The 14,097-nt window shown below is 62.9% G+C and carries 13 protein-coding genes and 1 tRNA gene; 9 read left to right on the forward strand and 5 right to left on the reverse strand.

Annotation, left to right across the window (positions count from 1 at the left end):
• The first annotated feature begins 61 nt into the window (after positions 1 to 61).
• Both ACAX61_RS14480 and ACAX61_RS14485 read left to right on the forward strand, forming a co-directional pair.
• Entirely contained in the window at positions 62 to 1,873 is a 1,812-nt protein-coding gene (locus ACAX61_RS14480) for an SPOR domain-containing protein (RefSeq protein WP_370715556.1), read from the forward strand.
• Positions 1,870 to 3,045: a deoxyguanosinetriphosphate triphosphohydrolase gene (locus ACAX61_RS14485; protein WP_370715557.1), complete on the forward strand. Its 1,176-nt coding sequence runs from the start codon at positions 1,870 to 1,872 to the stop codon at positions 3,043 to 3,045. Before ACAX61_RS14480 ends, ACAX61_RS14485 begins: the two co-directional genes overlap by 4 nt.
• A 56-nt stretch (positions 3,046 to 3,101) precedes the next feature.
• Here the strand turns inward: ACAX61_RS14485 and ACAX61_RS14490 are convergent, their stop codons facing one another.
• Together ACAX61_RS14490 and ACAX61_RS14495 are read right to left on the reverse strand one after the other, a co-directional pair.
• Complete coding sequence (locus tag ACAX61_RS14490) at positions 3,102 to 3,395, reverse strand: hypothetical protein (protein WP_370715558.1); 294 nt, start codon at positions 3,393 to 3,395, stop codon at positions 3,102 to 3,104.
• A 316-nt stretch (positions 3,396 to 3,711) separates the two neighbouring features.
• Positions 3,712 to 4,779, reverse strand: coding sequence for a DUF2171 domain-containing protein (locus ACAX61_RS14495; protein WP_370715559.1), 1,068 nt, complete (start codon positions 4,777 to 4,779; stop codon positions 3,712 to 3,714).
• 227 nt (positions 4,780 to 5,006) lie between these two features.
• Between ACAX61_RS14495 and ACAX61_RS14500 the strand changes: the two genes are divergently transcribed.
• The 7 genes from ACAX61_RS14500 (at position 5,007) to ACAX61_RS14530 (ending at position 11,482) form a co-directional block, all read left to right on the forward strand.
• Positions 5,007 to 5,082: transfer RNA gene (locus ACAX61_RS14500), tRNA-Ala, on the forward strand.
• A gap of 74 nt (positions 5,083 to 5,156) precedes the next feature.
• Positions 5,157 to 5,465: a hypothetical protein gene (locus ACAX61_RS14505; RefSeq protein WP_370715560.1), complete on the forward strand. Its 309-nt coding sequence runs from the start codon at positions 5,157 to 5,159 to the stop codon at positions 5,463 to 5,465.
• A gap of 150 nt (positions 5,466 to 5,615) precedes the next feature.
• Positions 5,616 to 6,098 (forward strand): hypothetical protein, encoded by a 483-nt coding sequence (locus ACAX61_RS14510; RefSeq protein ID WP_370715561.1) that lies wholly within the window; start codon positions 5,616 to 5,618, stop codon positions 6,096 to 6,098.
• A 235-nt stretch (positions 6,099 to 6,333) separates the two neighbouring features.
• Positions 6,334 to 7,212, forward strand: a complete 879-nt coding sequence (locus ACAX61_RS14515; protein WP_370715562.1) for a dienelactone hydrolase family protein — start codon at positions 6,334 to 6,336, stop codon at positions 7,210 to 7,212.
• A gap of 280 nt (positions 7,213 to 7,492) precedes the next feature.
• On the forward strand, positions 7,493 to 8,776 hold the full coding sequence (locus ACAX61_RS14520; protein WP_370715563.1) for a DUF2254 family protein: 1,284 nt from the start codon (positions 7,493 to 7,495) through the stop codon (positions 8,774 to 8,776).
• Between the two features lie 267 nt (positions 8,777 to 9,043).
• Positions 9,044 to 9,736: a gluconate 2-dehydrogenase subunit 3 family protein gene (locus ACAX61_RS14525; protein WP_370715564.1), complete on the forward strand. Its 693-nt coding sequence runs from the start codon at positions 9,044 to 9,046 to the stop codon at positions 9,734 to 9,736.
• A 69-nt stretch (positions 9,737 to 9,805) separates the two neighbouring features.
• Entirely contained in the window at positions 9,806 to 11,482 is a 1,677-nt protein-coding gene (locus tag ACAX61_RS14530) for a GMC oxidoreductase (RefSeq protein ID WP_370715565.1), read from the forward strand.
• Positions 11,483 to 11,645: 163 nt separating this feature from the next.
• Here the strand turns inward: ACAX61_RS14530 and ACAX61_RS14535 are convergent, their stop codons facing one another.
• The 3 genes from ACAX61_RS14535 to gmd all read right to left on the reverse strand — a co-directional run bounded on the left by ACAX61_RS14535 (position 11,646) and on the right by gmd (position 13,982).
• Positions 11,646 to 11,828 (reverse strand): hypothetical protein, encoded by a 183-nt coding sequence (locus ACAX61_RS14535; RefSeq protein ID WP_370715566.1) that lies wholly within the window; start codon positions 11,826 to 11,828, stop codon positions 11,646 to 11,648.
• 100 nt (positions 11,829 to 11,928) lie between these two features.
• Entirely contained in the window at positions 11,929 to 12,885 is a 957-nt protein-coding gene (fcl, locus tag ACAX61_RS14540; RefSeq protein WP_370715567.1) for a GDP-L-fucose synthase, read from the reverse strand.
• Positions 12,886 to 12,917: 32 nt separating this feature from the next.
• On the reverse strand, positions 12,918 to 13,982 hold the full coding sequence (gene gmd / locus ACAX61_RS14545) for a GDP-mannose 4,6-dehydratase (protein ID WP_370715569.1): 1,065 nt from the start codon (positions 13,980 to 13,982) through the stop codon (positions 12,918 to 12,920).
• Positions 13,983 to 14,097: the final 115 nt, after the last annotated feature.

Below are 14,097 nucleotides of genomic sequence, written 5' to 3' on the forward strand. Positions count from 1 at the left end.
ACCGTCCGGTCGTGTCCGGACAGTCGCGGTTCAGCCGCGATATGGTGTAGCGACGGCAAGCATGACTCGTTTCCTTGTTCCGTGGCTTGGCAGCGCGGCTGCGCTCGCTCTGGCAGTGTTGCCCGCGTCCGCACAGCAAAGCAGCAGCGCGCCCCGTGGCGCACCCGGCTTCGTGCCGCAACCAACGCCCATTGCCGACCGGCTGGCCACCGCGATGCAGACGTTGGCGAACAAGCCCACCGATCTCGACGCGCTGATCGCCGCCGGTGAGGCAAGTGCGATGCTGGACGATGGTCCTGCCGCGCTTCAGTTCCTGGCGCGCGCCGAGAAGGTTCGGGCCGACGATCCGCGCATCGCCGCCGCGCGGGGACGTGCCTATGTGCATATGGGGCGACCCGGAGAAGCGCTGCGCCATTTCGCACAGGCCGAACTTGCGGGGCTGTCTCCGACGGGTTATGCCGACGATCGGGGGCTGGCCTATGATCTGGTCGGCGATCAGGCCCATGCACAGGCCGAATATGTTCGTGCCATGGCGGCGGAGGACACGGCGGAAACGCGCCGTCGCTATGCCGTATCGCTCGCCATTTCGGGCGACGCGGCGGGAGCGGATCGCGTTCTGGATCCGCTGCTGCGGCAACAGGACCGCGCCGCATGGCGCACGCGTGCACTGGTCATGGCGCTGACGGGCAAGACCAACGACGCCGAGCGCGTGACCGCGACGATGATGCCGGGCTTCTCCACTGCATATCTGCCGCTGTTCCGGCGGCTGGCGGAAATCCGTGATCCCGCCGACCGTGCATTTGCCGCGCATCTGGGCGAGTTTACGCGAACTCCCGCGCGGCTGGCCGATGCTCGGCTGGCACCGCCCGCTCCATCGCTGCCGGGCAGCGCGACCGCAGTGCAGGTCGCGGCGTTGCCGAACGCTGGCGAGGATCGCGCGGAGCAGCCTACCCGCACCGCATCGTCAGCCACGCGCAATTACGCTGCCGAACGCCGCGCGGAACAGCAACGGGCCGAGCGCGAGGCCTATCTACGTGAGCGTCAGGGCCGCCGCCCGCAACGCACCGCGCCGTCACGCACGGCAACAGCCAGCCTTGCACCTGCGGCCGATCCGGTCACCGCGCGATCGGCTCCAGCCTTGACGCGCGCGCCGGTCGCAGCCACGCCTACGCCTACGCCTACGCCTACGCCTACGCCTACGCCTACGCCTACGCCTACGCCTACGCCTACGCCTACGCCTACGCCTACGCCTACGCCTACGCCTACGCCTACGCCTACGCCTGGCTCAGCCGCGCCTGCACCCGCTGTGGTAGCGACACCCACGCCCACGGCCAGCCCGCCGCCTGCAAACGAAGTGCTGGCGGCGATCGTCCGCAACATCGCGATCCCGGCCGCCGAGCTGGGCGTGGCGCCACCGCTTGCACCGGTTATCGAAGCGCCTGCGCCGCGGCCCGAACCCACGCCTGTTGCCGCAACGCCCGCCCCCCGCGCTGCCGCGCCGAGCAAGCCGGAGGTCAAGCCCGAAGCGGCGAAGCCCAAGCCCAAAAGGACCGAAGCCAAAAAGCCTGAGCCGAAAAAGGCCGAACCGAAAAAGCCCGCCGAACCGGCGCGCTGGTGGGTTCAGGTCGCGGGCGGCGCGAATGTCGGCGATTTGCCAAAGGCGTGGAGCGCGCTGGCCGCGAACTCGTCTGCGCTGAAGGGGCGTCAGGCGTGGACATTTCCGGTCCGCGCCACCAACCGGCTGCTGACCGGCCCGTTCAAATCCGCCAGCGAAGCACAAGCTTTCGTCAACACGCTGGCAAAGGGGGGGCTCTCGGCCTTCTCGGTCCAGAGCGAGGCGGGGCAGAAGGTGTCGAGGCTGCCCACCAAATGATCGTCCGTGCCCGCTGGGCTTCCGATCCGGCGAACAGCCGCGGTCGCCTGCACCCCGAACCGCGCCCCGATGTCGGCGCCGAACGCGGCCCACGCGACGCGTTCCAGCGCGACCGCGACCGTATCGTCCATTCGATCAGCTTTCGTCGGCTGCGACACAAGACGCAGGTGTTCATGGCGCCCGACGGCGACCATTTTCGCGTCCGGCTGACCCACAGCCTTGAGGTCGCTCAGATCGGCCGCGTCATCGCGCGCACCCTGGGCCTGAATGAGGATCTGACCGAGGCGCTGTGCCTGGCGCACGACATTGGTCACCCCCCCTTTGGCCATGCGGGGGAGGACGCGCTGGAGGAGGCGCTGGCCGATCATGGCGGCTTCGATCACAATGGCCACACGCTGCGCGCGCTGATGTGGCTGGAAAGCCCCTATCCGCGCTGGCGTGGCCTGAACCTTGGCTGGGAAACACTGGAGGGGCTGGCCAAGCATAACGGCCCGATCGCGCATCCGCAGTGGGCGCTGGCGGAAGCGGATGCCGCGTTTCCGCTGGACCCGACCCGCTATTCCTCGCTTGAGGCGCAGGTTGCGGCGATTGCCGATGACATCGCTTATGACAATCACGACATCGACGATGGCCTGCGTGCAGGGTTGCTGTCGCTGGACGCGATCCTGTCGGTGCCGCTGGTGGCCGATGGATGGGATGCAGTGCGCGCGCGTTTCGCCGATTGCGCGCCCGAGCGACTGGTCGGGGAACTGATCCGCTCCCAGATCGGCACGATGGTCAATGACCTGATCGCCAATACCCGTGCCAATCTGGCCGACGAGCGCATTGAAACGGCGGAGGATGTGCGCGCGGCGGGGCAGTGCCTGGCCTGTTTCTCCGAACCGATGCGGGAGGCGGAGCGCACGCTAAAGCGCTTCATGTACGCCGAACTCTATCACCACGCGCGACAGCTGGAGGCGGCGGATATGGCACGCACGGTGGTGGCCGGGTTGTTCGCGGCTTATGCGGATGATCCGCGCCGCATGCCCGATGGCTGGCGCGAATCGTTGCCCGATGCCCAGCCCGCCCGTGCGCGCCACATCGCGGATTTCATCGCCGGCATGACCGACCGCTACGCCGTCAGCCGCTACCGCGAGCATGTCGGCGCTATCGACCTGCCCGACGGGTTCTGATTAAAAAAAGGGGCAGCCGAAGCTGCCCCTTCTTGAAGCTCCGGTTGCTCGCGGGATCAGTTGCCGGCGACGCTGGTACCGCGGCTGGCGACCTGCACCGGCGCCAGCGGCTTGGCGATGCGGAAGCTGACCGGGCGGCCATCGACGCGGCCCGATGCGGTGCGGCCACGGACGGTCAGGCGGAACGGGTCGTTCTGGGGCAGGGTGCGGCCCTCGATGATGGTCGCGTCACCTTCCACCGCAGTGGTGTAGGCATAGGTCTGACCGTCGCGAGTAAACACGGTCTCTTCAGCCATCGCAGGGGCGGCGAAAAGGGTGGCGGCGGCAGCGGCAAAAAGCATCTTGGTCACGATCTGTCTCCTCTGGCAAAGCCCTGAAAGAGCCTGATCGGCATCCCGTTCGTTTCTGTTTGTCGCAGTATGTTGCGCCGCAGCAATGCCGACAATCGCAAAGCCCGCGATTGCAATTGCACCAAATGCAACTGGGAAATTTCCCAGTTATCGACCTAAGATGTTGCTTTGAAAGCGACCTTTCGGCGACAATTGGATTGCGCCGCCGCAGACGGACCGATTGCTTGCATTGCCCGGTACCGCCCCAGCGGTCGGTAACGGCGAACGGGGCCGGGCGCTGCCGCCCGACCCCGTCCGTGTCAAAACCTGTCCGGGATCAATAAGTGCCGGAGAAGCTCTTGTTCAAATTGCCGCGCGTGGACGAGTCGTTGTCGTCGGTCTTGCGATCGGCGCCATAGGTCTGCGAACGGTTCTGTGCCGGCGAACGATCTTCGTCTCCGAACATCGCCTGGTTCCGTTCCTCGTCGCGCCATTCGTCCTTGGCCTGCTGAGCCGTCTTCCGGATCTTGACCTTGTCGTCGACGCTTTCGATCCAGCGCGACGGGATCGAATGGTGGCGGCCGCCCGCGTCGACATCGTTCTTGGTCAGGATGATGCGATCGCCCCGCACCTTGTCCACCGTGCCGACATGCTCACCGTCGGAGCCCACGACTTCCATATGCTCGTTGACGCGCGACAGCGACGAGCGCTGCGTCTGGCGTTCAGTGCGAAAGGCGTTGAACTCATTCTCGAAGCGCGACGCGTTTTCGCGGCGATATTCGTTATAGTCGCGGTCCAGTTCGCTGATCCGCTGGCGCCGCCAGTTCGAATAATGCTCGTCCCGGTCGCTCGACCCGCTGCCGTGCCGTTCATCATAGCGACGGTCCATCTCGCGCCGGCGCTCGGCATCGTCATCCCCGAACCATGACCGCACTTCGTCGCCCGCGCGGCTGAAGAAATCGCGCTCGTCATAGTCATAACCCTGGGGCTGGCCGGAATAGCCACCCCGACCCTGTTCGCCGCGCGAATAGCCGCCCTGGCGTTGATAGGGGGAGCCGTAACGCTCGTTGCCGCTCATGCCCTGCGAACGGCCATAGCCGCGCTCACGGTCGCCATAGGATTCGCGGCGCTGGCCATGTTCCCGGCCGCCGCCGTAATAGTCGCGGCTGCCATAAGCGTCGCGGCTGCCATAAGCGTCTCGATTGCCATAGCCCCGGGCGCCGTAATCTTCGCGGTCGCCCCGCCCTTCGTAACGGTCGCGTCCACCTTGGCCGCCGCGATCGCCATATTGGCCCGCGGCTGCATAATCACGTGCGCTGGAGTAGTTGTCGCGGCCGCCGTCGTAATCGAAGTCGCGATTTCCGTCGCCTTGCCAACCACCGCGCTGGTTGCGTTCGTAGCCCATCTCGATCCTCCTGGGATTTTCATTGCCGGGCATTGTCATCGCCTGATTGCGATGCATGCGCGGGATCAAGGATCGAGCGGGCCGAATGTTCCTGCAATCGGTCGCGGACGGCGTGCGGTCCGGCGCTGAGCGGTTCGGTGCGCGCACCCAACGCAGGGCGTTGCATCCGGTAAAATCTGTCGCTAGAGGGGCGCCTTCCGGCCGCATTGCGACCCGGAGATGGTGGCGGGGCTGTAGCTCAGATGGGAGAGCGCTGCAATCGCACTGCAGAGGTCAGGGGTTCGATTCCCCTCAGCTCCACCAGCCGCCCTCGGAAAATCAATAACTTATAGGCTGGATCGAATCTGCGTACGGAAAACGTACGGAAAGGTGGAGCTTTGAAGCGCCTTGTGGGATCGACCAATAAACGTCGCAAGCAACGTGAAACGCTGGAGCGGCTGAACGACAACCCGGGCATGTTTGAACCGACAGGTGACTGGTGGGTGCTTCAGCGGCTTTCGGACGACGCTTTCCATACGCAGTTAGGAAATAAAGGTGCGACGGGAAACGCGCCGTGGCGCCCGGCTGCGTTGGATCGCGAACTTGCGCGTCGAAACGCAAAAGCAAGCTCGGCCACCTCTAACCGTATTGCGTTTTTCGCCTTGATCGCCAGTCTGGCCGGAAATGTCGTTCAAGCGCTTTTCTAGCCCCGCCGCCGACACCTGCATCGAGCGCCACGACGCGCAGCCGTTGCGACACGAGCCGATCAGGGCGCTATTGCGGGAAGTGCTGGCGTGAGTGTAGCCGGATCCACGTGGCTGGCTTATCAGCCAGTGATCGTGGGCCTAGGGGCAGTGGTGATTGGTACTCTCGGAAACACTCTTTTGGAGTGGTATCGAGCATCGCTAAAAAACAGGCATGATGCGCTTGCTCTACGCAAAGGCCTTGCTGAGGAATTAAGGCAGGCGCTTAATTGGACCATGGCGAATATTGATCGGTGTGCCGATGTGCCCCAGGGGCAATCACTATTGATACCGGTTAACGATAAGTTCCCTATTTATGAGATGGGTATATCAAAGATTGGCCTACTTAAACCGAAAGAAATAGAACTGACGGTTCGAGCATACGGAATGCTTCAGGCAGAAGGCGAGAAACTTTCAGCCATAGCTCGGTTTCATAAAAACGAGATTGGTATAGCGTACGCCATCGTCAACTCGGAGTGGGGGGCGGCTTTAGCCGACGCGAACCGTCAAGTTGCAGACGCATTAGAAGAAGCTATCGCCTGCTTGTCGGGGAAGGTAGTCAGGCCCGCGCCAGCCGCTTTTCCTGCTAAGTCTTAGACTAGTCGCTCAAACCACCTGAAAAGCCGCCCGCCGTTCATGCGCTTCTGCGCGCATCAGCATCTGGCCCTGCATTTCCTCTAGGGCGTCTGCCAGCTCGCTATCGCTCGTTGCTGGCGGACTGCTCCAGAACTGTTCGACGTCGCCCGCGCGACGCCCCTGGCACGAAGGCCTGCTTTCACCGCTGTCGCGGCCGGGCTATGCTGGCTGCTGGCTTTGAAGTGAGGATGCGGCAATGTGCGAGCGGGATCAGATCGACGAATGGACGCGCCGCGGTGGGTTCGACTGGACGGGCAACCGTCGGCAATTCGCTGCTATGGGCGCCATGGGCGCGCTGGCCGCGTGTGCGCCAGGGTCGATCGCCGGTTCGTCCGAGGAACTTGCCGAGGATCGCGTAACCATTGCGACGCGCGACGGGACCATGGATGCGTATTTCGTGCGTCCGGCGCGGGGGCGGCATCCCGCCATCGTGACATGGCCCGACATTGCCGGTCTTCGCGAAGCGTTTGAGGTGATGGCGCAGCGGCTTGCGAAACAGGGTTATGCCGTGCTGGTGGTTAACCCCTATTACCGCGCGATTCCGGCGCCGCAGTTTCGCGACTTTGCCGATTTCCGCGCGCAGGGCGGCTTTGAAAAGGTCGGCCTGTGGCGCGGCGCGCTGAATGCCGATGCGGTGATGCGCGACGCGACAGCTGTGATCGGGTGGCTGGATCAGCGCCCCGACGTCGACACTGCGCGGGGCGTCGGCACGCATGGTTATTGCATGGGTGGCCCCTTCACCGTCTGGACCGCCGCTGCGGTGCCGGGCCGGGTGCGCGCGGCGGCGTCGCTGCATGGCGGTGGCCTGGTGCGGCCCGATGATGCGCAAAGCCCGCACAAGCTGCTGGCGCGGACCCAGGCGCGCTATCTGATCGCGATCGGGCAGGACGACGACGCAAAGGCCCCCGGCGACAAGACGGCGTTTCGTGAAGCCGCCAGCGCTGCCGGTCGCCCCGCGGAGGTTGAGGTCTATCCCGCCAATCACGGCTGGACGGTCATCGACAGCCCTTCATACGATCAGGCGGCGGCCGAACGGGCGTGGGAGCGCATGAGCGCGATGTTCGCAACCCTGTAATCGCCTTCTTCCTCGCGCGGCGCTCCTCCCACAGTGCCGCGCGCAAGGCCGGGATTGGGAAGCGAACGGAGCGCTCGCTGTCACGCGTTGGGGCGCGTCGGGTTGGCGGACCCCGGCCCGAAATAGATGGTTGCCGCACCAAGCCGCCGCACGAGCGGGCTTTATGGCAAGCTACGGCGATCGCTGCTGATCAATGTTGTCTCTTTGGCGAACGCACTGTGCTTTCAGCGTTCGGCCGCCAGCACCGCGCACGCTGGCGAAATTGGCAGGAGACTTGATAATGAACCGATCGGTGGGAGGGTCGCGCCAGCACCTGCTTTGGTCCAATTTCTGGGCACTGCCATGCACGATGATCGGTGCAACGGTGATCGCGACATGCGTGCTGCTGGCCGTCGACGAAAGGGGCGGTGGCGCCTGGACTGCACAATTTGGCTGGCCCTTTTCGATGGGTGCCAGCGCCGCTCAGGAACTCGCGAGCGGGTTGGTGACGGTGCACGCGGCCTTTTCGACCCTGTATTTCTCGATCACCCTGCTTGTCCTCACCATCGCGGCCAGCAATCTTGGCGTGCGCCTGATCGACCGCTGGATCAGCGACCGGATCATCCGGGTGACGCTTGGGCTGCTGCTCTCGCTTCTGTCCGCGTCTCTGATGCTCCTGATGTCCGTGCACGCGGACCAGCCGGGTGCAACGGTGCCCCGATTAAGTCTGGTCGTCCTCACCGGCGCGACCGTGGTCACCCTGGCGTGGATGTCGAATGCGCTGCATCATCTGGGGCGCATGGTTCATGTCGACACCTCAATCGCGCAACTCGGTCGCGATGCTGCGAACGGGGTGGTCGACAAGGGGGTTGCAGGGCCGCTGGCACTGCCCGAGCACGGATACCTGCCGGTAATCGCCAGCAAGACAGGGTATCTGAGCAGCATCGACTATGACGGTATCGCGGCGCAGGCGAAGCGATTGGGCGGACATGCGGGGCTATTCTACGGCTTTGGCGACTTTTTCCTCGCAGGTGAGACGATCGGCTGGGTGCACGGCACGCAAAGCGCGAGCTGGATGGCAGATCATCTCGATTGCATGGCGTATCGCAGCGACACGAGCGGACCCGTTTTTGAGGCAAACCTGTTGGTCGAGGTCGCGGCACGGGCACTGTCGCCTGCAGTGAACGACTTCTACACCGCGCTGGCCTGCTGCGATCGGCTTGTCGGCATGTTCGCAGCGGCGCTGCATGCAAACGAGGCGGCGCGGTGGTGGCCGGACAAGGACGGGGCTGCCCGATTGAAGCTGCCGCGCAGGGACGTCACCGCGTTCATGGACACCCCGCTGAAGGCGCTTCGGCAGACCGCTGCGTCTTATCCTTCGGTCAGCATCCGCGTGATCGACCTTCTTGGACGATTGCCCAGCACGCCGACTGGAGGCGAGCAACTCCGCCTGTTTCTGCTGACCCATGTCACTGCATTCGCCCAACAGGCAGCCGAACACGCCGCGCTGGACATGGACCGCGACGACATCAACGCAGCGCTGAGCAGGGCCAAGGCGCGTCTGTGTGCGTCAGTGGGTAGCTGAGCCGCTGCGCGCAACCGACGCCGTTAGTCTTCATGTCGTGATATCGGCGGTCTCAGGTAGCCTGCTATGCTAGCGAATTGTTCGGCTTGCGGGAATGATGGTGGGCACAGCAACCTGACGTCAGTTTACTGCTGCCGGGGGCGCTTGCGGGCCCGGCAACAGTTTCACGCTGGTTGCTTCTATATTGCGCGACAGCCGGGCAGCGCCCGCCGCCAGCTGCATTGACGACCGCGCTCGCAAGTGGATAAGTATCCTATAGGAAATAGGATGGGAGAGGGGCATGGCATCCGGTCACAGGCGCACCATCTGCGCGCGCCGGGCTATGATAGCGCAAACATGGTTCAGGTTCGCGACTGCGATCCTGCCCCGCCGCGCCACTGTCATCGGCTGGAGGGAAGCATGTTGATCGACCGCAGAACCGCGCTGGCCGGCATTGTCGGTGTGTTTGGCGCCAGTCTGTTCGCGCCGCTTGCACGCGCAGCCGAATATGTGCCCAACCCGGTCATCAATACCGGTCCGCCTACGTCTGTGTTCACGCCGGCGCAGCGTGCGCTCGTTGCCGCGCTGAGCGAACGCGTACTGCCGACCACCGATACGCCGGGCGCCATTGCCGCAGGCGTGCCCGAATATATCGAGCATATGATGGGCGACTGGGCGATCAACGACGATCGCGACCTGATCCTGGGTGGCCTCGCTGCCATCGATGCGCGCAGCATGGCCGATTACGGCAAGCCCGCCGTCAAGGCATCGCCCGAACAGCAGGACGCGTTGCTGCGCTTGGCGATGGCAGACGGAATCCCCGGCGCCGCGCCCTTTTTCGAGGCATTTCGGCAACTGGTCGTCACCGGCTATTACACATCGGAGGTGGGGATCACGCAGGAGCGGCATTACCTGCCGGTTCCCGGCGACTATGACGGCGCCTATCCATATTCGAAGGTCAAGCGGATCTTCTCGTCCTAGGCGACAAGGCGGCCCTTTGCCGCGCCTCCATCCGACTTTTCCGACCCTTTGATCCGACAGGCAAATCTCATGGCAGCAACTGACCGCTTCGACGCAATCGTCATCGGCTCCGGCGTAAGTGGCGGCTGGGCCGCCAAGGAACTTACCGAAAAGGGGCTGCGCGTACTGATGGTCGATCGTGGCCGGATGGTCGAGCATGGGGAAGATTATCCCTTCGACGGCAAGTCGGCCCATGAGATTCCGGCGCGCAACCGGATGCCTGCCGCATTGGTCAAAAGCGATTATTTCGCGCTGAATGGCTGGGTTCAGCCTGCCACCCAGCCGTTTTTCATCAATGACCGTCTCAACCCTTATGATTACGACGCGCCCAACAAGTTCAACTGGGTGCGTCCATCGGTGGTCGGCGGTAAATCGCTGACCTGGGGGCGCTGGAGCTTTCGCTGGGGGCCGAACGACTTTGACGCCAACAAGCGCGAAGGTATCGGCACCGACTGGCCGATCCGCTATGACGATGTCGAGCCATGGTATCGCTATGTCGAGAATTACATCGGCGTGTCCGGCGGGCGGGAAAACCTGCCCTATCTGCCCGACAGCGAGTTCATGCCGCCATTCCCGATGAACATCGCGGAAAAGTGGTTGAAAGAGCGGCTGGAGCGGGAGTTTCCGGGTCGCAAGCTGATCAACGCCCGGCTGAGCAACATTACCGAGGACAAGCCCGAACAGAACCGCTCACGGTGCCAGAAGCGCGCCCAGTGCGACCGGGGTTGCAGCTTCGGCGCCTATTTCTCGACCCAGGCGGTCACGCTGCCTGCCGCGCGCGCCACTGGTCGCCTGACGCTGCGGTCGGACACTTGGGTGACGAACATCGAATATGATCCCGCGCGCAAGCGGGTGACGGGCGTGCGAATGGTCGACGCCAAGACCGGCGAGGCCGAAGTCGTGCCCGCGCGTATGGTGTTCCTGTGTGCATCGACGGGTAGCTCGCTGCACATCCTGCTCAATTCGCGCCCTGTGGACAGCCAGCGCAGCTATTTCCATTCCAACGGCGCGCTGGGCAGCGCGGTGATGGACCACATCTTCAAGGTCAATGTCTCGGGCGAGATTCCGGGCATGACCGAATATGTCGAATATGGCCGGCGGCCGGGCGGCGTCTATGTGCCGCGGTTCCGCAACCTCGATGCCGAGGATCTGCCCTTCAAGCGCGGCTATGGCTATCAAGGCGGCGCCAGCCGCAGTGCCCCCGTCCCCCAGGGGTTTGGCGCCGAGATGAAGCACGGCATGCGCGAATATGGTCCGTGGCGTTTCAACATGAGCGCGTTTGGCGAATGCCTGCCCTATGATGACAATCGCGTGCTGCTCAATTTCGACAAGACCGACCGCTTCGGCACGCCCCTGCTGCGCTTCGACATGCGTTTCCGCGATAACGAGATCAAGATGATGGACGACGCACAGGCGCAGGGCGAGATCATGCTGCGACAGGCCGGGTTGCAGAATGTGCGCAGCTGGCGCGGCCAGCATATTCCGGGCGAGGCGATCCACGAAATGGGCGGCGCGCGAATGGGTCACGATCCCGCGACGTCGGTGCTGAACAAATGGAATCAGGCGCACGACGCTCCCAATCTGTTCGTCACCGACGGCGCTCAGATGGCATCGGTATCTTGCGTGAATCCCTCACTCACTTTCATGGCCATGACCGCGCGTGCCGCCGACCATGCCGTCAATCAGATGAAGGCGGGCATGATCTGATCGGGTATCGGGGCGGCCATCCCTCTTCAGCCTGCCCGTGATGGGCCGCCCAAGGCTTTAGCGGCGCGGCGGCCAAATCGCTGCCGATGGCGCCGCGCGTTTCCGTCGAGACGCGGAATGAAGTCTGGCCATGGGTATCCAGTGGGCACCCATGGTCACCGTCTTATTGATAGCCGCCTTCTTCCTCGCGCTCGTGCGCTGCCTTTTCCTGGGCATTCTCCAGCGCGTCACCCGCCTCGTCGGGTTGTTCCTCGGTGCTGTGTTCCGACGTGCTGCCCTCATCCTCAGGAAGCTCGTTAACGTCATGCTCGAAGCCGGGTTCTTCGTTCTCTGGGGTCGTGGCCATGATGTTCTCCTTGGATCCGTATGAACGACCGACGAAGCCGTTTGGATACAAGGGCGTGGCGATCAGGGAACGGTTATTGGATCGAGGCGCAAACGCCTGCTCAGCCACGCAGCCGTGCGGACGTTGCTGCATGGCTTTCAAGGAACCAACGATAGGTATCGGCGATCCCCTGCCGCAGCGGTGTTGTCGCATGCCAGCCAAGTGACGCCAGCCGGCTGCTATCCAGCAGTTTGCGTGGCATCCCGTCTGGCTTGCTTGGGTCCAGGGCGATCGCTCCATCGAAGCCTGTCGCTTCCTTTACCAGCTGGGCCAGTTCCAGAACGGTCACGTCGTCACCATACCCGATATTGATGTGCTCATCGCCCGAATAGTTGCGCATCAAAAACACGCAGGCATCTGCCAAGTCGTCGACGTGCAGGAACTCGCGCCGCGGCGTTCCGCTGCCCCAGATCTGCACGGTGTCCGCTCGCGCCAGTTTCGCCTCATGCGTCTTGCGAATCAACGCTGGAAGCACATGGCTGGACAGAAGGTCGAAATTATCACCGGGTCCATATAGGTTTGTCGGCATGGCGCTGATGAAGTCGCGGCCATATTGCTGACGATAGGCCTGTGCGAGCTTTATCCCAGCGATCTTGGCGATCGCATACCATTGATTGGTTGGCTCCAGCGCGCCGGTAAGCAGCGCTCCTTCGCGGATCGGCTGTTCCGCCGCACGCGGATAAATGCAGCTGGAGCCTAGGAACAGAAGCTTTTCCACACCCGTTCGATGCGCTGCTTCAATGACATTGCCCGCAATGGCAAGATTGTCGAACAGGAAATTGGCGGGGAGGTTCTGGTTGGCGAGAATGCCGCCAACCTTTGCCGCTGCCAGAAATACCAGCTGCGGTCTATGGTCCGCGAACCAAGTCCGCACCGCCGCCTGATCTCTGAGATCGAGTTCATCGCGAGAAGCGGCAACAATCGTGCACCCCTCGCCCGCAAGTCGCCTTACGAGTGCCGATCCGACCATGCCGCGATGGCCGGCTACGAAAACCCGTTTTCCCGAAATGTCGAACATGCGCTTTGATCCAGAAGCTGCCATGCAACCTATCAGGCGCCGTTGCCAATCGGAGCCGTCTGCATGACGACAAGGTCGGCCTCGACCATTTCCCTGACCATGTCGCGCGGACTGGTTTCGTGAGACCATCCCAGTGCGCGTTTCGCCTTTGCCGGATCGCCGATTAGCAAATCGACCTCGGTGGGGCGGAAATAGCGCTCGTCCACCTCGATCAGGCAGCGACCGGTGTCCGCGCAATAGCCCTTTTCGTCGATGCCGGCGCCCTGCCAGCGCAATCGAATGCCAGCATCCGCGAATGCCCATTCAGCAAACGTGCGCACCGATGTCGTTTCGCCGGTCGCAAGGACGTAATCGTCTGGCTGGTCCTGCTGCAACATCAGCCACATGCCGCGGACATATTCGCGCGCATGTCCCCAGTCGCGCTTTGCGTCCAGGTTGCCAAGATACAGCTTTTCCTGGCGGCCCAGTTTGATTGCTGCGGCCGCCCGTGTGATTTTGCGCGTCACAAAGGTTTCGCCGCGCAACGGGCTCTCATGGTTGAACAAGATGCCATTCGAGGCATGAATGCCATAGGCCTCGCGATAGTTTACGACAGTCCAAAAGGCGAACAGCTTTGCAACTGCATAGGGGCTTCGGGGGTAGAATGGTGTTGTTTCACTTTGCGGCACAGATTGAACAAGGCCGTAAAGTTCGGACGTAGATGCTTGATAAAAGCGAACCTTCTTTTCCATGCCGAGAATACGAATTGCTTCCAGCAACCGAAGCGGACCCATGCCATCGGCGTTGGCAGTATATTCCGGCGTCTCAAAACTGACCGCGACATGACTTTGCGCGGCAAGGTTATAAATTTCGTCTGGCTTTACTTCCTGCACCAATCGGATGAGGTTGGTCGAATCAGTCAGATCACCATAATGCAGGCGAAATCGCGGATTTTGTACGTGGGGATCTTGATATATGTCCTCGATCCGCCCGGTATTGAAGGAAGACGACCGGCGCTTCACCCCATGCACCCGATACCCCTTTTCAAGCAGCAGCTTTGCCAGATAGGCGCCGTCCTGGCCTGTGATACCGGTTATTAGGGCTGTCTTATGTTGCACGTTAGTCGCCTTTACAACGGATGATCGGCAACGCGCGACCTGGCGCTATGCCATCTGGGTATTGATCGCTCGCCACAGCGAGGCAGACCAGTCGCCTTAGATCGCCGCGATCTTG

This window comes from Sphingomonas sp. IW22, from assembly GCF_041321155.1.
GTDB lineage: Bacteria > Pseudomonadota > Alphaproteobacteria > Sphingomonadales > Sphingomonadaceae > Sphingomonas.